The 24,779-nt window shown below is 65.1% G+C and carries 18 protein-coding genes; 12 read left to right on the top strand and 6 right to left on the bottom strand.

From position 1 onward, the window contains the following. The first annotated feature begins 10 nt into the window (after positions 1 to 10). Together ABW18_RS06660 and ABW18_RS06655 are read left to right on the top strand one after the other, a co-directional pair. Positions 11 to 1,690: an NAD-binding protein gene (locus ABW18_RS06660; protein ID WP_049698221.1), complete on the top strand. Its 1,680-nt coding sequence runs from the start codon at positions 11 to 13 to the stop codon at positions 1,688 to 1,690. A gap of 176 nt (positions 1,691 to 1,866) precedes the next feature. After that, on the top strand, positions 1,867 to 2,145 hold the full coding sequence (locus ABW18_RS06655) for a hypothetical protein (RefSeq protein ID WP_049698220.1): 279 nt from the start codon (positions 1,867 to 1,869) through the stop codon (positions 2,143 to 2,145). Here the strand turns inward: ABW18_RS06655 and ABW18_RS06650 are convergent. Further along, on the bottom strand, positions 2,106 to 3,113 hold the full coding sequence (locus tag ABW18_RS06650; RefSeq protein WP_049698219.1) for an SMP-30/gluconolactonase/LRE family protein: 1,008 nt from the start codon (positions 3,111 to 3,113) through the stop codon (positions 2,106 to 2,108). The genes ABW18_RS06655 and ABW18_RS06650 overlap by 40 nt on opposite strands. A gap of 160 nt (positions 3,114 to 3,273) precedes the next feature. On the opposite strand from ABW18_RS06650, the gene ilvA reads away from it, so the two are divergent. Continuing rightward, positions 3,274 to 4,677 (top strand): threonine ammonia-lyase IlvA, encoded by a 1,404-nt coding sequence (gene ilvA, locus ABW18_RS06645; protein ID WP_082938075.1) that lies wholly within the window; start codon positions 3,274 to 3,276, stop codon positions 4,675 to 4,677. A gap of 18 nt (positions 4,678 to 4,695) precedes the next feature. Here ilvA and treZ read toward each other — a convergent pair whose 3' ends face one another. Continuing rightward, the gene (gene treZ / locus ABW18_RS06640; protein WP_083444343.1) at positions 4,696 to 6,627 is read right to left on the bottom strand and encodes a malto-oligosyltrehalose trehalohydrolase; all 1,932 of its coding nucleotides are present in this window, start codon (positions 6,625 to 6,627) and stop codon (positions 4,696 to 4,698) included. A gap of 216 nt (positions 6,628 to 6,843) precedes the next feature. Here treZ and ABW18_RS06635 point away from each other — a divergent pair, with 216 nt between their 5' ends. The 9 genes from ABW18_RS06635 (at position 6,844) to ABW18_RS06595 (ending at position 16,581) form a co-directional block, all read left to right on the top strand. Then, positions 6,844 to 7,713: an MlaE family ABC transporter permease gene (locus ABW18_RS06635; RefSeq protein WP_152930027.1), complete on the top strand. Its 870-nt coding sequence runs from the start codon at positions 6,844 to 6,846 to the stop codon at positions 7,711 to 7,713. Position 7,714: 1 nt separating this feature from the next. After that, complete coding sequence (locus ABW18_RS06630) at positions 7,715 to 8,581, top strand: MlaE family ABC transporter permease (RefSeq protein ID WP_049698217.1); 867 nt, start codon at positions 7,715 to 7,717, stop codon at positions 8,579 to 8,581. Positions 8,582 to 8,591: 10 nt separating this feature from the next. Further along, a complete protein-coding gene (locus ABW18_RS06625; protein ID WP_049698216.1) occupies positions 8,592 to 9,941 on the top strand; it encodes an MlaD family protein in 1,350 nt (449 codons plus the stop codon). Continuing rightward, positions 9,938 to 10,972, top strand: coding sequence for an MCE family protein (locus ABW18_RS06620; RefSeq protein WP_049698215.1), 1,035 nt, complete (start codon positions 9,938 to 9,940; stop codon positions 10,970 to 10,972). The genes ABW18_RS06625 and ABW18_RS06620 overlap by 4 nt, the downstream gene beginning before the upstream one ends. A gap of 8 nt (positions 10,973 to 10,980) precedes the next feature. After that, positions 10,981 to 11,961 carry an MCE family protein gene (locus ABW18_RS06615; protein WP_049698568.1) on the top strand — a complete coding sequence of 327 codons (981 nt, stop codon included), beginning with the start codon at positions 10,981 to 10,983 and terminating at the stop codon, positions 11,959 to 11,961. Next, a complete protein-coding gene (locus tag ABW18_RS06610; protein WP_082938076.1) occupies positions 11,955 to 13,088 on the top strand; it encodes an MCE family protein in 1,134 nt (377 codons plus the stop codon). Before ABW18_RS06615 ends, ABW18_RS06610 begins: the two co-directional genes overlap by 7 nt. Before the next feature lie 104 nt (positions 13,089 to 13,192). Further along, positions 13,193 to 14,365 carry an MlaD family protein gene (locus ABW18_RS06605; RefSeq protein WP_414651968.1) on the top strand — a complete coding sequence of 391 codons (1,173 nt, stop codon included), beginning with the start codon at positions 13,193 to 13,195 and terminating at the stop codon, positions 14,363 to 14,365. Then, positions 14,353 to 15,525, top strand: coding sequence for an MlaD family protein (locus tag ABW18_RS06600; protein ID WP_049698214.1), 1,173 nt, complete (start codon positions 14,353 to 14,355; stop codon positions 15,523 to 15,525). Before ABW18_RS06605 ends, ABW18_RS06600 begins: the two co-directional genes overlap by 13 nt. Before the next feature lie 120 nt (positions 15,526 to 15,645). Continuing rightward, positions 15,646 to 16,581 (top strand): hypothetical protein, encoded by a 936-nt coding sequence (locus ABW18_RS06595; RefSeq protein ID WP_049698213.1) that lies wholly within the window; start codon positions 15,646 to 15,648, stop codon positions 16,579 to 16,581. Here the strand turns inward: ABW18_RS06595 and treY are convergent. The 4 genes from treY to ABW18_RS06575 all read right to left on the bottom strand — a co-directional run bounded on the left by treY (position 16,546) and on the right by ABW18_RS06575 (position 24,756). Next, a complete protein-coding gene (gene treY, locus ABW18_RS06590) occupies positions 16,546 to 18,969 on the bottom strand; it encodes a malto-oligosyltrehalose synthase (protein ID WP_049698212.1) in 2,424 nt (807 codons plus the stop codon). The genes ABW18_RS06595 and treY overlap by 36 nt on opposite strands. After that, entirely contained in the window at positions 18,966 to 21,632 is a 2,667-nt protein-coding gene (gene glgX / locus ABW18_RS06585) for a glycogen debranching protein GlgX (protein ID WP_049698211.1), read from the bottom strand. The genes treY and glgX overlap by 4 nt, the downstream gene beginning before the upstream one ends. Positions 21,633 to 21,790: 158 nt before the next feature. Further along, positions 21,791 to 23,992, bottom strand: coding sequence for an acyltransferase family protein (locus ABW18_RS06580; protein WP_049698210.1), 2,202 nt, complete (start codon positions 23,990 to 23,992; stop codon positions 21,791 to 21,793). Positions 23,993 to 24,192: 200 nt separating this feature from the next. Further along, entirely contained in the window at positions 24,193 to 24,756 is a 564-nt protein-coding gene (locus ABW18_RS06575) for a TetR family transcriptional regulator (protein WP_049698209.1), read from the bottom strand. Positions 24,757 to 24,779: the final 23 nt, after the last annotated feature.

Raw genomic sequence — 24,779 nt, 5'->3', positions numbered from 1 at the left:
CGCTCCATCAATGCCCGGCCACATCATCGTGCACGGCGATGACGCCCTCACCGAGCGCATCACCGAAGAACTACGGCTCGCGGGAGCGACCATCGTGTCGTTGCACGACCCGGCAGAACTGCCGGACGTCGGCGTCGAGACCGCCGCGGCCGTCGTCTGTGCGGGTTCCGACGACGCGCTCAACCTCGAGATCGCCCTTCTGACACGTCAACTCAGCGCCGAGGTGCGCGTCGTGACCAACCTGTCGAGCGGTGTCCTACGCGACGCGGTCGCGCTCGGCAACGGTCCGGGGGCGGTGCTCGATGTTGCAGAACTCGCGGGTCCGTCGGTGGTCGAGGCGTGCTTGGGCCGCACCACACACCCGATTCCCGTGGCGGGCAACGACTTCCTCGTCGCGGGCGACTACGCGCCCCGCGACGCCACGTTGCGCGAGCTCTACGGCGATCTCGCTCCCGTCGCCGTGCTGCGCGGTGAGCACAGCGCCGAGCCGGGGGAGGTGGTTCCCTGTCCCGGACGCGATCTGGCTGTGACAGCGGGAGACTGGGTCGCAATGATCGGCACCGTCGACGAGTTGTCGGACCAGAGCATCGCAGTCAACGGCGATCCCGAGCGTGTGCACCGTCGACGCTACCGCCCCGTCTCGATGCGTCTACTCGGCGGACTCCGTGCGTTCCGAGACGACGTGAATCCCAACCTGTTTCGTGCACTCGGTGTCTCGTTTGCCCTGTTGCTGGGCGCCACGGTGCTGCTGCGCTTCACCTACCACCGACCGGGAATGAGCTTCGTCGACGCCCTCTACTTCTCCACCGAAACCATCGCGACCGTCGGCTACGGCGACTTCAGCTTCGTCGGACAGCCGACGTGGCTGCGTCTCTTCGCGATCGTGTTGATGTTCGCGGGTATCACCACGACGGCGATCCTCATGGCGTTCATCGCCGACCTGCTCCTGTCGCGTCGTATCGAGACATCGGCCGGACGACGGCGCGCGAGCCAGATGTCGGGCCATGTGATCGTGGTGGGTCTCGGCTCATTCGGTATCCGGGTCGCGACCGACCTCGTAGCGCTCGGTCACCCGGTCGCGGTCGTCGAGCGCAACGACGACAACCGTTACCTCGGTGCGGCAGCAGAACTCGACATTCCGGTCGTGTTCGGTGATGCGACCCTCCGCGACACTCTGCACGACGCCGGTCTCGCGCGGGCGCGGGCCGTGGCAGTGCTGACCCACGACGACATGGTGAACATCGAGAGCGGCATCGTGCTCCGCGAACTACTCGGCGCACGATGGTCTCGCGGCGTCGACGGCCGACCGGGGGTCCCCGTCGTCATGCGCGTCTACGACCATTCGCTCGGCACGGCTGTCGCGCATCGATTCGGATTCCAGAACGTCCGATCGACCGTCGACCTCGCGGCGCCGTGGTTCATCGGGGCGGCCCTGGGCCTGCAGGTGATCTCGACATTCTCCGTCGGACAGCGCTCATTCATGGTCGGTGGATTGTTCATCCGCGCAGGCAGCCCACTCGACGGCATGACCATGGCCGACCTGCCGACGCGCACACGCATCATCGCCATCGTCCGGGGCACCGACACCATCGTGCATCCCCGCCGCGACGATCGCCTCGCCGCAGAAGACACCGCGTATCTTGTCGGGCCCTATCACGAACTCTTCGACACCCTGCGCGACGGACGCTGACGGATAAGAACGAGGACATGACGAGGGCGAGAACACCGGCTGACCAGTGGTTCCAGGCATGTCGGGCCGCAAGGTTTCGGCTCACCGAACATTTTCTCGCGGGTATGTCTATACTCGACGCAAAGCCAACCCGAACGGGTAGACGAACCGCCAGCCGAATCGTTGCGAGGTATCCGATGACAGTCCTGATCGAGTCCAACGGAGCTCACCGCGGACACGCAACCGGTCACGGCCACACCGTCGACATCGCCGGCGTGAGCTGGCCCGTCCACAAGCTGTACGCCGCGGTGGCGGCCACCGTGGTCGCGTTGATCGCCCTCGTCGTGACCCGTTCGCCCGAGATCGCCGCGTGGTCGTCGGCGGCAGCAGGCGTCGCCGTGTGGATCGTCGCCGCGAGCCTCACGCGCCAGTCAGCTCAACGGCCGGGGAACGCCGCTACCGATCCGGCCGAGTAGCCACTCGGGATCTCGAAGATCCGGCCGTCGAAGCCCGCCCGGTACAGATGTCCGGCCGAGAAGCCGCTCGCGGAACGCCCGTAAGACACCACGCTCGACAGCGGTAGGCCGCTCGCGAGAACGCAGTAGCGTCCGGGCGAGGTGATCCGCACGATCTGACCACTCGCGTTGAACGGAACCACCGGACGGTCGGCGGCGTCGAGTGTCAATCCGTCTGGTGCTGCGAGCGTGTCCGCCCCGCCGAGCGTCAACAGACTCTGCACGACACGGGGATTGCCGGTGGAGATCCGGCTGACTCCCGGATTGCTGAACGTGCGCGACACGTACAGGAAGCTGTCGTCACGATTGAGAACGGCGCCGTTCGCGCTCGGAATCGAAGCCCAGTTGGCCTGGACGGCCCCGGTGGGCGTGATGCGTCCGACCAAATTGCCGAAGTCGTTGGTGGCGTACACATTTCCACGTGCCGACACGTCCATCCCGTCGGCTGCGGAGAGGCCGCCGACCCATGGGCGCAGGGCCAGGCTGTTGACGTCGAGCCGTGCAATCGCGCCGGGACGGATCGCATCGCCGAGGAACACGCGTGGGTCCGACCCGTAGCCGACGAGGAGCGTGCCGTCCGGGGTCCACGCGAGTGCTCCTGCGCCACCGGAGGGGACCTTGGCTATCGGCACGGCACCCGCGCCGGGCCGATCGAGTCGGAACACCCGACCGCTCACGAGGTCGGTGGTGTAGAGCCGTCCGCGCGAATCGACGGTCAATCCCTCCAACGCTGCTCCGGGGACGGTGCCGACGAGCCGTGCCGGTGCGGCGCCACCCGGACACGGCGCCGCGGCATCCGCGGTACCGGTGCCTGTGACGGCGGTGACGATCACCGTCGCGCAGGCTGCTGCGCAGGCGGTGGCAAGAGCGGTGGTCCGCCGCAGAGTTGCCGTCCGAAGGGATGGTGTCAGAACGCGGTGTCGGAGCATGCCGACCTCCTGCTTGTCGTCCGCCGCGATGCGGTGAGGGTGTCGCCACTGTGCTGGACGACGGCGTGTCGACGACGCGCGGCGAAATGGGTGGACGCCACCGATGCTACGTCGGTCGGGTCGCGCGACGAGGGATTTCGTGAGGTGAGACCATAAGAGGGTGAGTACGCAACACCTCGGAATCGACAATTCGCAGCCCACAGCGTCGGATCAGCAGCTCTCCGCCGACGCGATCGAAGCGGCTGTCGAGCGAATTTCGCCCGCGGTCACTCGTACCCCGCTCGAGGCCGTACCGCGTATTTCGGAGGCGTACGGCGCTCGTATCCATGTGAAGCGCGAAGACCTGCAAACCGTTCGGTCCTACAAGATCCGCGGCGCGTACAACACCATGTCGCTGTTGTCCGAGGACGAGCTCGCGCCGGGCGTCGTCGCGGCTAGTGCGGGCAACCACGCGCAGGGCGTCGCCTATGCCTGCCGCACGATGAAGGTGCCGGGGCGCATCTACGTACCCACCACGACGCCCAAGCAGAAACGCGACCGTATCCGTTGGCACGGAGGCGAATTCGTCGAACTCATCGCGGTCGGCGACACCTACGACGCTGCCGCGGCGGCTGCGCAGGACGATGTGATCCGGACCGGTGCCGCGTGGATTCACGCATTCGACGACCCGCGGACCGCAGCCGGCCAGGGCACCAGTGCGGTGGAAATCGTCGAGCAGCTCGGCAGGGTTCCCGACGTCGTCGTCCTTCCGGTCGGCGGAGGTGGTTGTCTGGCGGGCATCGCCACCTACCTGCGGTCGAAATCCGACGACGTCGCGATCATCGGCGTCGAACCACACGGTGCGGCATCGCTGTCCGCCGCGCTCGTGGCGGGAGGGCCGGTCACGCTCGACGCGATCGACCCGTTCGTCGACGGTGCTGCGGTCAAGCGGATCGGCGCACTCGGTCACCGCGTACTCGCCTCGATGGGCGCGACCGTCGCCGACCATCCCGAGGTACGACGGCAGGTCGCGCGGCAGGGCGGAACTTCGCACGTGCCGGTGCTATCCGTCGACGATCCGCTGGTCGTGACGCCGGGTACCACTCACATCACCCACGTCGACGAGGGCGCGATCTGTTCGGAGATGCTCGACCTGTACCAGAACGAGGGGATCATCGCCGAGCCCGCGGGTGCGCTGGCCGTCACCGGGCTGTCGAGACTGTCACTGCCTGCCGACGCCGACGTCGTCTGCCTGATCTCCGGCGGCAACAACGACGTGTCGCGGTACAACGAGATCATCGAACGGTCCCTCGTCCACAAGGGACTCAAGCACTACTTCCTCGTCGACTTCCCGCAGGAGCCAGGCGCACTGCGCAGGTTCCTCGATGAAGTCCTCGGTCCCGACGACGACATCACGGTGTTCGAATACGTCAAACGCAACAACCGCGAGACAGGTGCGGCGCTCGTCGGCATCGAACTCGGTTCACCAGAGGGGCTCGCCGACCTCATGGAGCGGATGTCGCATTCCCGACTCAACTGTGAGCGGCTCGAACCGGGTTCGTCGGCGTACAACTACCTGACCTGAACCGGGCTGACGTGGCCGTCACCGAACTCTGGTGCCGACGACCACGTTGTGGCCGGGGCTGTGCAGACCGTCGTCGGTGATGTCGACGTCGGACCAGCTCAGCGCCGGTTCGAGCCGGATCGGCACGTCGGTCGGCTCTGCGCCGATCACCGCGACAACGCTCTGGTCGCCACGGTGCATCGCGAACCAGCCGGCCTGCTCGTCGTACTCGACGTCGAGTGAGGCAAATGACTTGTCGGCGAACGCGTTTCGGGTCTTGCGCAGCTCGATGAGTGCTCGATAGAACTCCAGCACCCGCGCGTGGACTCCGGTGCGGGGCTCGCTCCAGTCGAGCTTCGAGTCGGCAAACGTCTGTGGCGATTGCGGATCGGGGATCTCGGCGCTGTCCCAACCGTGCTCGGCGAATTCGGCCTTGCGTCCCTCGGCGGTTGCGCGGCCGAGCTCGGGCTCGGGGTGCGAGGTGAAGAACTGGAACGGGGTACTGGCTGCCCACTCCTCACCCATGAACAGCATGGGGGTGAACGGGGAGAGGAGCACCAGTGCCGCTTTGATGGCGAGTTGGCCGGGATCGAGGTAGGCCGACGGTCGGTCGCCGATGGCGCGGTTGCCGATCTGGTCGTGGTTGCAGGTGTAGGCGAGCAGGGTCGCTGCCGCGATCTCGTCGGTCGGTATCGGCCTGCCGTGGTGTCGACGTCGAAACGACGAATAGGTGCCGTCGTGAAAGAAGCCGCCCCGCAACACCTTTGCCAGCGCTTCGTAGCTGCCGAAGTCGGCGTAGTAGCCTTGCCGCTCCCCGGATATGAGTGTGTGGATCGCGTGGTGGATGTCGTCGTCCCACTGCGCCGTCAGCCCGAAGCCGCCACGATCACGCGGTGTGACCAGACGGGGGTCGTTGAGGTCGCTCTCGGCGATGAGTGAGAGCGGTCTGCCGAGTTCTGCTGCGAGAGAATCTGTTTCGGTGGCAAGCTCCTCGAGGATGTGTACCGCCCGGTGATCGTTGAGGGCGTGGACGGCGTCGAGTCGCAGTGCGTCGATGTGGAAGTCGCGTAGCCACCGCAGTGCGTTGGAGACGATGTAGTCGCGCACGGTGTCGGAGTCCGGTCCGGCCAGGTTGAGTCCGGCGCCCCACGAGGTGGCGCCGTCGCTGAGGTACGGCCCGTACTCCGGCAGATAGTTTCCCGACGGCCCGAGATGGTTGTAGACGACGTCGAGAACGACTCCGATCCCGCGCGCATGGCATGCGTCGACGAACCGCACGAGCGCGTCGGGGCCACCGTAGGATTCCTGGACGGCGAACCAGTCGACGCCGTCGTATCCCCATCCGACGTCGCCGTTGAACGCATTGACCGGCATGAGTTCGACGAAGTCGACGCCGAGGTCGATGAGGTGGTCGAGTTTGTCGATGGCCGAGTCGAGTGTGCCTGCGGGAGTGAACGTCCCGACGTGGAGCTCGTAGATGATCGCGCCGAGAACCGACCGTCCGTGCCACTCGTCGTCGGTCCAGATCGATTCGTCCACGACGTGCAACGCCGACATACCGTGCACGCCGTCGGGCTGGCGGACAGACCTGGGGTCCGGACGCACCGGGGCGTCGGCGCTCGAGTCGTCCGAAGTCGCGGCGTCGCGGAAAATTCTGAAGCCGTAGCGGCGCTGCGGCTCCGAACCTGATTGCGAAGCCGCACCGGAACCCGCGCCGCCGACAGTGTCGACCCGCCACCAGCCCGGTGCGTCGGTCACGGGCGTCATCGGACTGCCGTCGGCGTCCGGTGTGTCGGTCACGAGAATGACCGAACTCGCGGCAGGGGCCCACACCTCGACATCGTCGATGAGACGGGGTGGGTCGAACCGTCTCTGTGGCGAACTCCTGTGAACGTTTTCCTCCGACCTCGAGGCGCCTGTCGCTATGGTGTCTGCGTCGCGAGGGCTGCGGGGTCCGGGGGTGGTCTCCATGGCCCAACCGTAGATCCGCTGGCGCGTGAGCGCCGACTCGCCGCCATGTGACCCATCGCACATGCCGTCGGTCGGGCGATGTATATTACCGCGCAGTTAGTTCGGTAAAGATAAACAGCTTGTTGGCGCGGTGCCAACAGTGGCATGATCTCCGGCATACGCGACACCGGAGGTGCGCACAGCACGGGCAGGGGTGGTTGTCATCGAGAGTCGGGCATGAGTGAAACCGCGGAGCAGGAGAGTACGGCGCCAGACCGTGGCGTGACCATCAGGTCCCGTCATAATGGCGCTGCCGTGTGGTTTCGCGAGCATGTCGTGGCCTCGTTCGACACGTTCGGGCGGCAACTCGGTCTTTTCGTCGAGGTGTTCCGGACCCTCTTCGTCGACATAGCCAAGAGGCGGTTTCCGTTCGCGGAGTTCATCCGTCAGTGCGCGTTCATGGCCAGCACGTCCGTCTTGCCGACGCTGCTCGTCGCGATCCCGATCGGCGTCATCGTGTCGATCCAGGTGAGCAACATCGCCGGACAGATCGGAGCAACGTCGTTCTCCGGCGCGGCAACCGGTCTGGGCGTGATTCGCCAGGGTGCACCGCTGGTGACGTCGCTATTGCTCGCGGGCGCCGTCGGCTCTGCCATCGCCGCCGACCTCGGCTCGCGGACGATCCGCGACGAGATCGATGCGATGAAGGTGATGGGCGTCAACCCGATCGAACGACTCATCTCGCCGCGACTCCTCGCGACGATGGTCGTGAGTTTCCTGCTGTGCGGCTTCGTGTGCTTCGTCGGCTTCATCACCGGCTACGTGTTCAACGTGTACTTCCAGGGCGGCACACCCGGTAGCTATACCGGAACCTTCGCATCGTTCGCCTCTGTCTCCGACCTCTCGTTCGCGCTCATCAAGTCGGTCATATTCGGGGCGATCGTGGCAATCGTCGCGTGCGACCGCGGGTTGTCGACCAAGGGTGGGCCTGCGGGAGTGGCGAATTCGGTCAACGCCGCCGTCGTCAACTCGGTCCTCCTCTTGTTCACGGTGAACGTCATTCTCACGCAGATGTTCGCTCTCCTCGTCCCGACAAAGGTGGTGTGAGGTGACTGCATCACGGTATGTGGCACCGGTTCTGCGTCCGCTCAACGCGGGCAAGGTGGTCGTCACCGCACCCCGCGACGCGCTCGCCCGGATGGGGCATCTCGTCACGTTCCTCGTGCGGTCGATCGGTGCGGTGCCGCTGACCTTCGTCCACTACCGCAAAGAAGTGTGGCGTCTGCTCTCCGACGTCGCATGGGGCAATGGGGCGATCGTCGTCGGCGGTGGAACCGTCGGGGTGATGCTCATCCTCGGTGTCATGGGTGGCGCGACGGTCGGTATCGAGGGCTACACCGCGCTGAATCTGCTCGGCATGGCACCGGTGACCGGCGGACTCTCGGCCTTCGCGACGACCCGCGAGATAGGACCACTACTCGCCGCTACGGCGTTCACCGCGCAGTCGGGATGTCGGTTCACCGCACAGCTGGGGTCGATGCGGATCAGTGAGGAGATCGACGCCCTCGAGTCGATCGCGATTCGGCCGATGCCGTATCTCGTGACCACGCGCATGCTCGCGGCCGTGATCGCGATCGTGCCGCTCTACTCGGTGTCGTTGGCCGCGAACTACATTGCGTGCCAAGTCATGTTCCAGCTCCAGAGCGGCAAGGGGGCAGGTGACTACCTCTCCTATTTCGACTCGTTCATCCGCTCGCAGGACGTGTTCTTCTCGTTCGTCAAGGTGATCATCTTCGTGCTGCTGACCACCTTCATCCAGTGCTACTACGGGTATTTCGCGTCGGGCGGACCCGAGGGAGTCGGCGTTGCGGCGGGCCACGCGATCCGTCTCGCGATCATCGTCATCGTCTTCGCGAACCTCATCATGACGCTCGTCTTCTGGGGCATGTCGTCGGGCGTTCGGATATCGGGATGAGGGGAGACCGATGAACATCGCCACCGACGGACGCAACCCGTCGCTACGCCAGTACATCCTGCGCGGACTGATCTTCGTGGTCGTGCTCGCCATCATGTTCGTCGTCCTGTTCATGCGATATCAGGGTGCGTTCGACTCGGTCGTCGGGGTGCACGCCGAGATGGAGGACATCGGCGACGGGCTCGTCGACAGCGCGGACGTTCGGTACAACGGCCTGATCGTCGGCGAGGTCAAGACCATGCAGCTCTCCACCGAGACGGGGGCGGGGGGCAAACAGATCAAGGTCGTCGACATCGACCTCGATCCCGCACAGGCCGAAGGGATTCCGGCCAATGTGACGGCGCGGACCGTGCCGTCGAATCTGTTCGGCGTGAACTCGGTGGAGTTCGTCGCCCCGGAACAACCAGCACAAGAACGTCTTTCCGACGGCGCGACCATTCCAGCCGACCGGTCACTTGCGACGATCAAACTGCAGGACGCGCAGAACGATCTGCAGACGCTGCTGACGGCTGTGCCTCCCGAACAATTGGCGGCCGTGCTCGGCACCATCGCGGACGCACTTCGCGGCGGTGGCGCGGTGTTCGGGATGTTCTCCGGCGAACTCAAGACATATTTCGAATCCATCAACGCGCAGTTCCCCACGGGGGCGCCCTCCGGGTTCGACAACTTCAACGATTCGGTACTCGGACTGGCGAAGTCGGCGCCCGAATTGCTGAATACTCTGGGCCGCAGCATCATCCCCGCGATGACCATCGCATCACATCAACGTGACCTCACCGCGCTCCTCACCGCGGCGTCGGGCACGCTCGACCAGGCGCAGACCCTGTTCGCGCGCAACGGCGACGTGGCCAAGCGGTTGGTTCCCGATTTGGACACGATGATCGGCGCGGTGACACTCGAGCCGAACTCGCTTCCGCAGGCGCTCACCGCGCTGAATCAACTGGCCGCCAAGGCGGTCACTGTGTTCACCGGACTCAACGGCCTCGTGCAGGTCAACATCGGCATCAGTTTCGGTGCGCTGCAGCACTACTCACGTGCCAACTGCCCGGTCTACAACGGTGGGCCGTACGGCCAGGCGCGTGGTCCGGGATGCGTCGGACCGGGAACAGGTACCGGCCCCACCAGTTCCGGACCGCTGCTCGTCGCGCCTGCATCGAACCAGCAGGGGTCGAACCAGCAGGGATCGAATGCCGACCGGTCGTCGGCGGGTGCGGTCACGACCAGCGCTGACAACCGGACGCTGACGACGGCACTCGACCGCGCGCCGCGCGCGGCTGACACGTTGATGCTCGGCCCGCTCGTGCAGTCGGTGTCACTCGAACGAGACGGCGACGGCAACGGCACTGGGGGAGGACGATGAGCGCGGTTGAGGGATCGATCCGAAAGCCGTTGATAGGCTTCACCATTTTCGCGCTGGTCGCGCTATTGTTGACCTACATCATCTATTCGACGCTCGAGCGTTCCGTGCCGGGCCCGACACGGGATTTCTCGGCCTATTTCAACGACACGTCGGGGCTCCTCGCCGGCGACGACGTGCGTATGGCCGGGGTTCGCGTCGGACGCGTCCAGTCGATCGATCTCGACCACGGACGCGCCAAGGTGACGTTCGAGGTGCAACAGGACCAGCCGGTGTTCACCACCACGCAGGCGGCAATTCGATACCAGAACCTCGTCGGACAGCGCTACCTCGCGCTGTCGCGCACCGACGCCGCGTCCGAAGCGCCGTTGTCTCCCGGATCGACGTTGCAGCAGCCATCGCAGGATTCGTTCGACGTCACGAAGTTGTTGGCCGGATTCCAGCCGGTGTTCGACACGCTGCAGCCCGAGCAGGTCAACGCACTGTCGAACGGCTTGGTGCAGGCGTTCCAGGGCGACACCGTGTCGTTGAACACCACCGTTGCGCAGATCAGCAAACTTGCCTCTGACATGGCCAACCGCGACGTCGTGATCGGAGCGATCATCGACAACCTCAGCGGCGTGATGCGCGACCTCTCGGTACAGAAGAGTCAGCTCACCGGGGTCGTGACCAGCGTCGCGTCGCTCATCGAGAAACTCAACGCGAACTCGGCAGCGCTGGGCAAGTCCGTCGACCAGGTCGGGCGCACCGCAGCAGGATTCGCCGATGTTCTCGGTCGGTCACGCACCGACCTGGCCGCGGCCGCGAACAACACCAGGTACGCGACGAATGGGCTGATCTCAGCGGGAGCGGCGCTCGACCAGACCGTGATCGATCTGCCCAAGTTCCTCGCTCTTCTCTCGAAGGCCATGCAGGAGGGGGCGTACCTGAACGTGTACGCATGCGATCTCGACATCTCGATCGGCAATGTCCTACTCCCGCCGGGAATCCTCAACAAAATCGGCGGCACCAAACACTCACCGGTGTGCCAATGAGTGGGCGCATGCGAAGGAGCTTCCGCCGGCACCGTCGTACGTGGTACGGCGTCATCGGCGCCGCCGTGATCGTGGCGCTCATTCTGCTGGTCACGGGAATCGGGCAGGCGCACATCGGAAAGAAGTCGTACACAGCCGATTTCGCGCAGGCGGGAGGTATCCGGCCGGGCGACAAGGTGCGCGTCGCGGGAATCGACGTCGGAGAGGTGGCCGACACCTCGCTCGAGCGTGACCACGTCAAGGTCACCATGAAGGTCGATCGCGAGGTCGATGTCACGTCAAACGGCTCGGCCGAAATCAAGATGTCGACGCTGCTCGGTCAGCGCTACGTCGATGTGTCACTGGGCAATTCGTCGCAACCTGCGCCCGACGGTCGGATCGCCAAGACCGCTGTGCCCTACGACCTGCAGAAGACCCTCGAAGTGGGCACCCCGGTGATCGCCGGTGTCGACGACAAGGCGTTGGCGCAGAGCATCACGACGCTCAATGCGCAGCTCTCCGACGCGCCGGCACTTGCTCGCCCGACGATCGACTCGCTGGTCGAGATGTCGAAGATCATCACCAACCGCAAAGACCAGATCACCCAACTGCTCGCCGACACGAACACCGTCACCACGGTGGTGAACGACACCCAGACGCAATTGGCGGTCATCGTCGGTCAGGGCGGGCAACTCGCTCAGAAGATCGTCGCGCGTGAGGCCTTGGTGACCAAACTGCTCGACGGCGTTGCGGCGCTGACCGATCAGACGCGAGCTGTCGCCGCCGAGAACGGCGACAGCTTCGCGCCGATCCTGGCCAACCTCAACACGATCAGCCAGGGCCTCCAGAAAAACCAGGAGAATCTGCGCAAGCTCTTGCAGATACTCCCGGTCACCACGCGCGTGCTGAACAACATCATGGCCGACGGCCCGCATTCCAGGGGATATCTCCCATGGGGTCTCTTCCCCGACAACTGGCTGTGTACCGCGCGTGTGGTGGATGGGTGCTGAGCATGGGAACGAGTCGACACGTGAACACGCATCCGCGCTGGCGCAGGCCGACGATCATCGTCGCGCTGACCGTCCTGGTTGTCGCGCTTCTCTCCGGGTGCTCACTGGTCCCGGCCAGTTGGAAGGTGGCCGTCGGGTCGCAGATCCAGGTGACCGCCTACTTCGCCAACGTCGCAGGCCTGTACAAGGACAACGACGTCGCGGTCCTCGGAATGCCAGTCGGACAGGTGACTTCCGTTGAGCAAGAAGGCAATCGCGTCAAGGTGACCTTCAGCATCGACAAGAACATCCCCGTCCCGGTCGACGCGACGCCTGCGATCGTGAACACCTCGATCGTCACCACGCGCCATATCGAGTTGACGCCGACGTACTCCGGTGGGCCGAAACTGACAGACGGCGCGGTCCTCAAGAACGAGGGGCGTAGTCCGGTAGCTGTCGGTGATCTCTTCGACGCCGTCGATCGTCTGGTGTCGTCGTTGAGTACCGACACGGCAGGCGAAGGGCCGATCGCAGATCTGGTCGACATCACGTCGGGAACGACGTCGGGAAACGGCGAACGTATCCGCGAGGCCATCAACCAACTCGGTTCTGCGACAGACGTCTTCGCAGGCAACGGAGATCAGCTCACGCAGATCATCAAGAACACGCAGAAGCTCACCGGCGCGTTGACCGCGAATTACCCGAAGATGAAGCAGTTCTCGTCGTCGATCACTCAGGTGGCGTCAATGCTCGGGCAACAAGCTCCTGGGCTGACGGCGACACTCGACGATCTCAATCAGACGTTGCTCAACACGTCGCAGTTCCTCGGCAACAACTCGACGACCATCAGCGACTCGACGGGCAGACTGAGCGCGCTGGTGCGCAATCTGAGCGATTACTCGCGTCAGGTGGTCGAGACGGTCGACGTCGCGCCGCTGCTGTTCCAGAACCTGGCCAACACCGTGTCGCCGGAGCAACGCGCGTGGCGCTTGCAGGTGCTCCTTGACAAGTCGCTGATCGACGGTGAGGCGCTCAACCAATTCTGCCAGTCGATCAACCTGCAGAAGAACGGCTGCCGAACCGGTCAGCTCAAGGATTTCGGGCCAGACCTCGGTGTGTTCTCGAGTCTGCTGGAGATGAGCAAATGAGGCAGTACACGATCACGCTGGGCAGACCGCGATCGCCCATCTCGCGCGCCGCGATCGCGGAACATCTGTGGCCGCTGCGTCGGACCCGGATGACTCGGATGCAGATGGGTCGGACGCAGATGGGTCAAACGCCGTCGGGTCGGACGCACGGAATGCGCCGACGCCGCGACGCGCGTCGTGGTGTCCCGGCGATCCTCACGCTGATCGTCGCGGCGACCGTCGGACTGTGCGGCTGCAGTGCGATGCCCGGCCTCACCGTCGAACAGCTCCCGCTACCTGCTCCCGGTGGGATCGGCGACGGCAAGACGCTCATCGCGCACTTCGACAACGCATTGAACCTGCCGACCCGCGCGAAGGTGAAACTGAACGGCACCGACGTCGGTGAGGTCAGCGACATCGCGGTGCGCGACTACACCGCGATCGTGCAGATGAAGGTCGCAGGCGACGCGCAGATCCCCGCGGGTACCGGGGCACAACTGCGACAGGCGACGCCCCTCGGTGATGTCTTCGTCGCTCTCATGCCTCCGGCGAACGCATCGGGTCCCTCTGTTGCCGACGGCACGGTGCTCACCGGCCCGACGTCGGCTGCGGCGACCGTCGAGGACATCCTCGTCTCCGCGGCCGCAGTGGTCGACGGGGGATCGCTGGGGTCGTTGCAGCAGATCGTCACCGAGCTGAGCGCTGCCGTGGCGGGCGGACCGAGCAGCCCCGGCAATCTGCAGGGCGCCATCAAGGAATTCACCACCGCGATCAGCAGACTGAACGCCAACTCCGCCGAGGTCGACCGTTCGTTCCGCAACACCTCCGTACTGACCGCGGATCTCGCCGCGGGTCGACCGCAGATCATGGCGGCCATCAACAAGCTCGGCCCGGCGATCGACACCATCGACGACCAGATGAACTTGATCTTGTCGACGCTCGACAAGACGAACAGCGTCACCGATGCGACGAATGACTTCCTCGGCAGCAATTCCGACAGCTTCGTCTCGCTGGTCGGGAGTTTGCGAACCCTGACCGCCGAATTGCGCGACATACCACCGATTCTCGGGCCGGTGTCGCGCAATCTGGGTGAGCTGACGCCGAAGTTCGCCAAGACAATTCGAGGCAATTCTGTTGCGAGTTCAGCAAAGTTGTACTGGCTCACAACGGGATTCGGGTTCGATTCGGCCAGCCGACTGCCCGAACTGCAAGACCTCCAGGCTGGTGGGCAGTCGCTCGAGCAGACGCTGACCCGGGTTCTTGCGCAACTGAGCGGCACGAAGGGATGCTGCGGATGATCACCTGGTTGCGAAAGCACTCGAGTCTGCTCGGCAACATCGGGCTGGTCGTCGTCATGCTGGTCGGCCTCGCCTACATCGGGTTCGGTGCGCTGAGTTGGCGCCCCTGGCAGGGCTCCTACCACCTCACGGTCAACTTCCCGATTTCCGGTGGACTACAGGACAGTTCACGTGTGACGCTCCGCGGCGTCAACATCGGGAAGGTCGAGTCGCTTCGGGTGCAACCGCAGTCGGTGCAGGCCAACCTCACCATCGACGACGACGTCAAGATCAACCGGAATTCCCTGGTATCGGCATTGGGCTTGTCGGCGGCGGGCGAGCAGTACGTCGACTTCACGCCCACAACCAGCAGCGGTCCCTATTTCACCGACGGCGACACGATCGAGGTCAATCAGACGCACGTCACCGCGCCGTTCCCGGCGTTGCTCGAGTCGTCGTTGAATGTCATCAGTCAGATAGACCCCGTGAAACTCCGTGCCACAGTGTCGAGTCTCGACACCGCGCTGACTCCGGAGGCCGGGCAGACCAATCAACTCCGAGTGTTCTTCGACGCCGCGGGCACGGTCTTCACCGACCTGCGTCGGGTGCTGCCCGAGACCACGAAACTCATCCAGCAGACCGGTACGATCCTCGCCACGACCGCCAACGTCCAGCCCGACCTGGGGACGGCGGTGTCGGGCGCGAGTGCAGTGGTGAACTCGGCCGTTGCCGCGAACGGAGAACTCAACACGTTGCTCGGCAAGGGACCCGCCCAGCTCACCAGCCTGAGCGGCTCACTGAGTCAGATCCGAGATCCGTTGACCGGGGTGGTCCAACAGGTCGCAGACATCGCGCGTCAGGGCGCACTGCGCGCACCCGCTCTGGCGACCCTGCTGCCGTCGATCCGCGACGCCTCCTACATCAGTCAGGACATGTTCCACGATGGTGCGTGGTGGGTCATGGCGTCGATCTTCCCGCGGCCCTACTGCAACTACGCGGTCACCCCGATCCGCCCGACCAAGGTGCTCGAAACGGTGATTCCGACCAATCTGTACTGTGTCACCGAAGACAAGAACCAGCAGATCCGAGGTTCGGCCAACGCGCCCCGACCTCCCGGGGACGACACCGCGGGACCGGCACTGGGAGCCGACCCGAACGCACGGACGGTACCGCTGGGATAGGACTGGTCTACCGCCGGGATACGACGGTGTGGCCGCCGTGACGACCACGGCCGAATCCACCCGCGAAGCCGCACATCGCGCCCGCACCCGGGGCGGGCGAGCACACTGAACTGGAAGCACATGACAGCCGACAAGAACAGCACCGACGACAACAACGTCGACAAGATCGACTCCGACGACAACAGCACCGACAAGGTCGACACCGACGACGCGCAAGAAGTCGGCACCGGTAAGACACGCGCCGAGAAGGTAGATGCCGCAGCGTCGGACGATGTCCCCGAGCGGCAGGCTCCTCGGACGAAGAGTGCGCGTGCCGCGGCTCGCAGGTCCAGCGCAGCCGCCGACGGGACCCCTCAGGAGACTGCCGCTCAGAAGACCGAGGGCAGTGCATCAGGCGACGCGGCAGAGCCGGAGAAGAAGGAGCGCAAGGGTTCTCGCCAGGTCTCCGTCACCATCAGCACCGCGGGACTTCTCAAGGTGCTCGCAGGGATCGTGGTTGTCGCGCTGATCGTGGGTGTCGGACTGCTCGGTTGGGGCTACTACCGCGACCAACAGAAGTTGGCTGCCTTCGACGATGCGAAGTCGGCATCGTCGGTCTTCACGGTCAAACTCGTCAGCACGATGAATTCCGACGCCGTCGGCGACATGAAGACCCTGCTGGGGCCGCTGAGTACCGGAGAGTTCAGACAGAATCTCGAGCGTGAGCAGACTGACGGCTCCAAGGCGCTGCGCGATCTCAACGTCAAGGCCACTCCGACGGTCAAGTCGGTGTCGGTCGAGTCGTTCGACGCCGATCGTGCGTCGACCGCCGTGCTCGTCGAGGTGTCCGGCACGAGCACGATCGCGCCCAGCGGCGGTAAGGAGCTGATGCTCGTCTGGCTCAACCTGGTGAAGGAAGACGGTTCCTGGAAGGTGTCCAAACTCAGTGGGGCACAGGCCGGTTTGGGGCAGCAGCAGGGAGCGAGCGGTCCGGCCGCCGATACGCAGGGCGGTTCGCAGAGTCCCGCGCCGGCCGCACCATCACCCGCCGCCCCTGCTCCTGCTCCCGGCGGCTGAGCCAACCGCGGCGACGTCGGCCCCAGTCGCCGACGCCGCGCCGGTTGCCACAGAGGTGTCACCGTCGCCTGCACGTACCAGGATGGCCACAGGGTTCGCGGCACGCAGTTCCCCGAGGTCTGCGACGCCCCGATAGACCTTGTCCGACAACACATCACGCCAGGTCCCCGAGGGTAGGTCGAGGAAGGTCAGCGCCGCGTCGTCGATGAGGCTGTGGGTGAATCGGGCCGTCACGACGATCACCTCGGGCACCTCGTCGACGACGCGTCCGAACGCGATCGCGTGGTCGGCGCCCGGCCCGTCGGCGTAGAGCGGTAGGTAACCGCTATCGCGATCAAATGCTGCCGGACGTGCTGCGCGTACCGCGAGTGCCGCACGCACGACCCGCGCCTTGGGGTGATCGAGCGAACGGTCGTAGTCGACGGGGCGGCGGTTGTCGGGATCGACGAGCGAGTCGTCCCACCACTCGGTGCCCTGGTAGATGTCCGGTACGCCGGGGCACAGAAGCGCAATCGCCTTGCGTGCGAGCGCCTCTTGCTCCCACGCCGAGGCGATCCGCGAGACAAAACGTGAGATCAACTCGGCTGCAGCACCTTTGGTGATCTCGTCGATCCAGGCTTCGATCTGGCCCTCGAACTCCTCGTTGACGTCGGTCCACGATGTGTGCAGTTCGGCCTCCCGCGTCGCCTTGCGCGCGTAGTCGTACAGGCGCTGTCGGAGTTCGTCGCTGACGGTCGCGCTGCCGGGGGGATCACCGATCGGCCAGACGCCGATGATGTTCTGCAAGAGGAAGTAGCCGGTGAGGTCATCCGGCGGGGGCCAATTCGACCAGAGCTCGTCGACGAGGAGCGACCACCGTTCGGGTACCTGGGCGAGCAACGCGATCCGAGCGCGCACGTCCTCACCGCGTTTGGTGTCGTGCGTGCTGGTCGCCGTCATGGCCAATGGCCATTGCGCCGCACGAATCGCGTTGTGGTTGTGGAAGTTCTGCAGGCTCATGGTCGGGTCGGCGGGGTCGCTACCCACCTCGAGCGACGAGACGAGTCGCGCTGTCCGGTAGAAGAGGCTGTCCTCGATACTCTTGGCCGTCACGGCACCGCCGGTCTGTGCAAGCCGAGAACTCGCGGCACCGTCGTGCGTTGTCGCACTGATCACGGTATCGATGGCAGCAGCGAGATCTGCTCTGCGCGCGGCTATCTCGGTCGCGGTGGTGATCAGTAGGGGACGCAGTGACGGATAGTCGGCGCGGTACACGGGTAGTGCCGCGATCAGCTCTGCGGTCGCTTCGGCGACCGCGTCCGAATCGGCGTCGGGATCAGAGTGAGTGATCGCGCGGACCAATCTGCGGTGTTCGCTGCCGAACTTGTCGTGCAGCGTCTGCAGTTTGCGTTCGCGCTCCTGTGTGTGCAGCCAATGCGAGTCACCCGGTACGCCGGTGACGCGCAGGTGGATCTCGTCGAGTTCGACGACTCCCGACGGTGCGGTGAACACCGCGTCGATGATCCGCATCTGGTCGTATCCGGTCGTCCCCTCGACGGGCAAGGTCGGTTCGAGTTGTTCGTCGGCCGCCAGGATCTTCTCGATGTACAGCAGTGAGTCGGGACCGATGTCGCTTCGCAACTCGTCGAGGTACGCCATCGGTTGCCAGAGTCCGTCGGGATGGTCGACGCGTAGGCCGTCGATGAGCTCGGCGTCGAAGAGTTCGTTGATCCAGGTGTGCGTTGCGCGATAGACCTCATGGTCTTCTTGGCGTAGGCCCGCGAGCTCGTTGACCGTGAAGAATCTGCGGTAGCCGATGAGTCCGCTGTCCCACGGCACCAGCCGATAGTGTTGGCGCGCATGCACATCCTGTGCGCTACCGCCGAGAGTTCCTGGTGCGGTAGGGAATTCGTGGTCGTAATAGCGCAGAACGCCGTGCGAGTCGACGGTCAGCGGCGACAGGTCGCCGTCGGAGGCGACCACGGGGATCGCGATCTTGCCGTCGCAACCGTTCTCCGACGAGAAGTCGACGTCGAAGTACGACGCGTACCGCGATCCGGAGCCGCGCCGGAGTAGATCGGCGAACCACGGGTTGCGCATCACCTCGGCGACACCGGTGTGGTTGGGCACGATGTCGATGATGATTCCCAGGCCATGCTCGGACGCCGCGATCCGGAGTGCGCGGAGCCCCTCGAGGCCACCGAGTGTGGCAGACACCTGGGGTGGTGGAACCCAGTCGTAGCCGTGCGTCGACCCGGGCATGGCGGTCCCGATCGGTGACAGATAGATGTGGCTGATGCCCAGCGCCACAAGGTGATCCAGGATGCCGATGGTGGCGGCGAAGTCGAAATCCGGTGTCAGTTGTACCCGGTATGTGGCGATCGGGCGTTGGCGATCGCTTGTCGTCATGCCAGTGTGCGCAAGACGAGGAGTGAACGCGCGCCGATCGTGACCGTGCTGCCGCAGGGCGCCGACTCGATGTGGGAGTCGCCCTGCGGATGTGTGGTGTCCAAGACGCCCTCCCACTCGTGGCCGAGCCGTTCGGAGGCCAACGTGAACTCGATGTCCTCGTAGTGTGCGTTGAAGCAGATCATGAAGCTGTTGTCGGAGATGACCTCACCGCGTTCGTTCTTCTCCGCGATGCCGTTGCCGTTGAGGAAGACTGCGAGGCTCTTGCCGAATCCGCTGTCCCAGTCGGCGGTCGTCATCGCCTCGCCCGAGGGCGTCAGCCACACGATGTCGAGCATGTCCTCCCCCCATCGGATCGGCTTGCCCGCGAAGAAGCGTCGACGTCGGAACACCGCATGCTTGGTGCGCAGGTCGATGGCCTTGCGGGTGAACGCGAGAAGGTCCGAATTCTTGTCGGCGAGAGACCAATCCATCCACGCCAGCGGCGAGTCCTGGCAGTACACGTTGTTGTTGCCCTGCTGGGTACGACCGATCTCATCACCGTGCGCCAGCATCGGGGTGCCCTGCGACAGAAACATCGTCGCGAGGATGTTGCGCTGTTGGCGCGCGCGGAGCTCGTTCACCTCCGGATCGTCGGTGGGACCCTCGACGCCGCAGTTCCATGACCGGTTGTGGCTCTCGCCGTCACGGTTGTCCTCACCGTTGGCCATGTTGTGTTTCTCGTTGTACGACACCAGGTCTCGCAACGTGAAGCCGTCGTGCGCGATGACGAAGTTGATACTCGCCGACGGTCGCCGGCCCGTGGACTCGTAGAGATCCGACGAACCGGTGAGCCGAGAGGCGAACTCTCCCAACGTCGCAGGCTCACCGCGCCAATAGTCGCGCACGGTGTCGCGATACTTGCCGTTCCACTCTGTCCACAGCGGCGGGAAGTTGCCGACCTGATAGCCGCCCTCGCCGATATCCCACGGTTCGGCGATCAGCTTCACCTGGCTGACCACCGGATCCTGTTGCACCAGATCGAAAAAGGCCGACAGGCGGTCGACGTCATGCAGTTCGCGGGCGAGCGTCGACGCGAGGTCGAAGCGGAAACCGTCGACGTGCATCTCGAGCACCCAGTAGCGCAGCGAGTCCATGATGAGCTGCAGCGTGTGAGGATGGCGTCCATTGAGGCTGTTGCCGGTGCCCGTGTAGTCCATGTACATCTCGGGCTGACCGTCGACGAGTCGGTAGTAGGCGCCGTTGTCGATGCCGCGGAAGCAGACGGTCGGACCGAGGTGGTTGCCCTCGGCGGTGTGGTTGTAGACCACGTCGAGGATCACCTCGATGCCTGCGGTGTGGTACGCACGTACCATCGCCTTGAACTCGGTGACGGCACTGGCGGGCTGATCCGGATTGGACGCGTACTCGAGGTGCGGCGCGAAGAAACCAAACGTGTTGTAGCCCCAGTAATTGCGTAAACCCTTGTCGCGCAGCACGAAGTCCTGCATGAACTGGTGCACGGGCATGAGTTCGATCGCCGTGATGCCAAGCTCTTTGAGGTGGTCGATGATCACCGGGTGGGCAAGGCCGGCATAGGTGCCACGCAACTGCTCCGGGATGTCGGGATGGGTCGCGGTCATGCCTTTGACATGCGCTTCGTAGATGACCGTCTGGTGATAGGGGCGTCGTGGCGCGCGGTCGTGCTGCCAGTCGAAGTACGGGTTGATGACCACGGACAACATCGTGTGACCGAGTGAATCGAGTTGCGGCATCGACGGCGACCGGTCGGCCGACACGTCCTCGGCGGGCGAGATCGTCTCCGTGTCGGCATCTTCGATGAGGACTTCGGCGTCGTCGGTGGTGGTGTCGGCGTCTTCGACGGGGGTCTCGGTGTCTTCGACGGTGTTATCGGCGTCAGCTGAGGGGTCGTCGGCCTCGCCTGTCGACGGGCCCGCGTCTCCGTTGGCGGTCTCGGTCGCCGATTCCTCGGACGCCGAGGCTCCGGTGTCCGCGGTGGGGTTGTGCGCGCCGGCAGTGGTGGCCGACGAGGTCTCGTAGTCGTCGGAGTCGGGGTCGGCGGTGGCGCGCAACGACTGTTCGGCGGGGACGACGGGCGGTTCACCACCATCGTCGTCGGACTCGGACGACGCCATCGGATAGGAGAACAACGACTCGTCGCCGTCGAAATCCCCGTGAAATGCCTTGCCGTACGGGTCGAGCAGCAGCTTCGACGGGTCGCAGCGCAACCCGCTCGCCGGATCGTAGGGGCCGTGGACGCGATATCCGTAGAACTGGCCTGGGCCGATGTTCGGCAGATAGCAATGCCAGCAGTAGCCGTCGACCTCGTCGAGACGAATGCGACGCTCGTGCCCGTCCCTGTCGATCAGACACAGGTCGACGGCCTCGGCGACCTCGGAGAACAGCGAAAAGTTGGTTCCCACACCGTCATACGTTGCGCCGAGCGGATATGGCGTACCCGGCCAGACCGGGATGGGCTCGGGCTCGGGAGCGACGAGCGCGTCAGCCTGTTCGGGGCTGTCCGGCGGCAGCGATCCCGGCGTCGACTCTGATGTACGCGGGGGAGTGGCCGTCGTCGCGTCGGCTGTCTGTCCGACGCTCTGGGCATCGGTGCCGGGTGCCGGCTCGTGAGGTGCCGTGTCGTCGGTCGGCGGTACGGTCATGCCCACCTTTTCGCAGTCATGCCATGACCCTAGTCGCGATAGGCGCCGTCTTCATCTCGGGGAAAAGCCGCACTCGTGTGCGTTAGACGACACCCCCACGGTCGGTCTGCATCGGCGTACTCCGCGAGGAGGTCGCTGAGCCGACGGCGGCTGGCGCGTCAGCGGTGGTTGGGACCGGTCCAGGGCAGGGCCTGTGTCATCTGGCGTTCGAGCTCGTCGGTCAGACTGCGCACGTACGTCGCGCTCAGATGATGCCAATCCTTGTAGACGATGATGTTTCCCACGACTGCCGGGCATTCCGTCGGGGTGCAGATGCCGTTCGACACGTCGAGCGGATGGAACAGTGGCTTGCCGTCGGCGAACGGCGCTGCGGGATCGGTCGGGGAGAGCACCCGCGCCCGATCGGAGCCGCATTCGGATGCGGTTCCGCCGTCGGACAGGCACGTCGGGGTGTCGAGGGCGCCCGTCGGCCCCATTGGCCACGGTGTGTCGCGCATGCCGAGAACGGGGATGCCCGCATCCATGAACTGCGTGAAGATCGGCTTGTAGTCGTCGGGCATCCAGTCGCCCGGCTTGTAGTCGCGTGGACGGGTCGAGTTGGTGAACACCGCGTCGGGTTTGTCGGCGATCACCTTCGCCATCACGCGCTGCACCCAGTCGTGGCATTGCGGATACGGCACACCCCGCTGCTTGGGCACCAGCTCGGTGGACAGCGGGCACCCCATCTTCAGGTATGTCGTGACCTTGAAGTGGTTGCGCTTGCCCAGCTCGTCGAGCGCGGTGATCCAGAACTCGGCGTGCGAGCCACCCGCGAGGGCAATCGTCCTCGTCGCGGTCGGGTCGCCGTAGACGCCGACGTGGATCTCCGGGTCCTCGAACGAACTCATGAAGCCCTGCGTCGAGGTCTCCGGGAAGTCGCCGAGCACTGCCAGCGGTGTCGGTTGGGGATCGAGCGCGGGCACCGGCCAGCCGTTGAGCAGAGCGCGGGCGCCGGGGTAGGAGTGCGGGTCGAGATTCGCTGTGTTGACGACGGTGTTCGCGACGTGCCGGTCCCATGCATTGACCCCGACCGCGACGCCGATCGACAAGACGACCAGCACGGTCGTCACCACCGACGTGTAGCTGAGCCAACGCGAACGTCCCTGTCGGTCGCCGCGGGCCAGCTTCGCGCGGTCGCCGCCCCGCAGCGGATCCTCGACGTAGCGCTTGGTCAGCCAGGCCAGACCGATGGACACGGCGAGGAGCCCGATGCCCTCGATGACGTTGGCGTGGTCTTTGCCGCGCCAGGTCAGATAGAAGATCAGCAGTGGCCAATGCCAGAGGTACAGCGAGTACGCGATGGTGCCGAGCCATACCGGTACCCGGCTGGACAGCGCACGGTTGACCGCCGGTTGCGACTGATCGATCGCTTCATGCCTCGACCGAGGACGCTCGAGTGCGGTGGCTCCCGCCCAGATGATGACGAGCGTCGAACCGACGGGCACCAGTGCCCACGGACCCGGGTACGAGTCGACGCCGTCGATCCACCACCCACAGGTGATGATCAGGCCGAGAGCGATGATCGCCGCACCGTTGCGGATCCAACGGGGAACGTGCCAGCGCGGCAACCAGATGGCGAGCAGACCGCCGGCGAGTGGCTCCCACAGGCGCGAGAGGGTGTCGTAGTAGTTCCACTGTTGATTGACGCCCATCCGCATGTGCGCCCAGTAGAACGAGACAGCGGCGACCGCCAACAGTGCGAGGCCGACGAGAAGACGGATCGTCTTCGGCTCAGCGATCGGTCGGATGATCGCCGACAGCAGCTTGATCGTTCCGGCCGCGATGACCGCGGCGAACAGCATGCCGACGAAGAACTGCCCCTGCACCGACATCGACCAGATGTGCTGCAGCGGACTGTTCGCGGAACTCGCCGCGAGGTAGTCCTGCGAGTTCAGCGCCAGATACCAGTTCTGGTAGTACAGCGCCGACGCACGCAGCTCGCGCCCGATGTTGAGCCAGCGGGTCTGCGGAAGGATGACGACGGTCAGGATCGCGACCGCGATGAGGACCGTGAACAGCGCCGGGAGGAGTCGGCGCAGCAGTCGTTTGAGGCGCGGCCACGGGTTGAGCGCCTCGATGAACGTGACGTGCGACGTCTGGCTGTTGATCGCGTGACGCAGCAGCGATCCGATGAAGAAGTAACCCGACAGTGCGAGGAAGACATCGACGCCGCCGGACACCCTGCCGAACCAGATGTGGAAGCAGGCAACCAGCATGATCGCGATCCCGCGGAGGCCGTCGAGATCGGTGCGATACGCGGGGAGCGGTGGGACGGGCTCGTTCCGGTTAGGGGTCGTCACCACTTGGGTTGGGGCTGCCACGTCAGTCGTGCTTGCTTCCGTGTCGGGGGCTGGGACGAGTCGGTGGCGACCTATCCACACACACGCGCGGTGGACGACAACCGCCGTACTCCGCGTAGGAGGCTACCCGCCGCAACTGTGAAAAACCCATTCCAGCGGGTCCGACACACTGAGCAGAGGGGTGTCGCGACGACGCAGAGGGGTGTCGCGACGACGTCGGGTCAGTGAGTGGCGCGCGCCCGGTGTCGAGCGCCGTCGAGTAGTACGCCGAGCGCGTCGTCGAATTCTGCTGCGAAGTCGCGACCCGACGGGCCGGTGACCCCGAGCCGTTCCATCTGGGCCCGCGTCTGTTCCTCGATCGTCAGCCCGATGATGAGCTGGCATATCGCGGTGGCGACTCCATGTGCGTCGCGCGGGCTCAGTCCCCCGGAGAGCGCGACGTCGGTCAGGTCGTCGGACACCGTTCTCGTCGCGAGTCCGCTGGCCCACGCCGACGAGACCACCTCCGCGCTGTCGGGAACAGCGAGCAGCGCCGTCCGCATCCCGATCGCGATGTCGGCGAGTCTGGCGTCCCACGGCTGATCGGGGTCCGACGGGTCGATGTCGCCGAGGATGTCGTCGGCCAGCGCGGCCAGCAGCGACTGCTTGTTGGGAAAGTGCCAGTACAACGCGTTGGGGCGGACACCGACTTCAGTTGCCAGCCTGCGCATCGAGAGGTCGGCGAGGCTGTAGTCGGTCAGGATGCCGCGCGCGGCGCGCAGGACGTCGGCGCGGTTGTTGCTCACCGCGTCAGGGTATCCAGGCCGTC

Origin of the sequence: Gordonia jacobaea, from assembly GCF_001186365.1 — a bacterium.
Classification (GTDB): Bacteria; Actinomycetota; Actinomycetes; order Mycobacteriales; family Mycobacteriaceae; genus Gordonia; species Gordonia jacobaea.
Note: the sequence above shows the minus strand (reverse complement) of the source record. Positions and strands in the feature narration are given on the sequence as shown.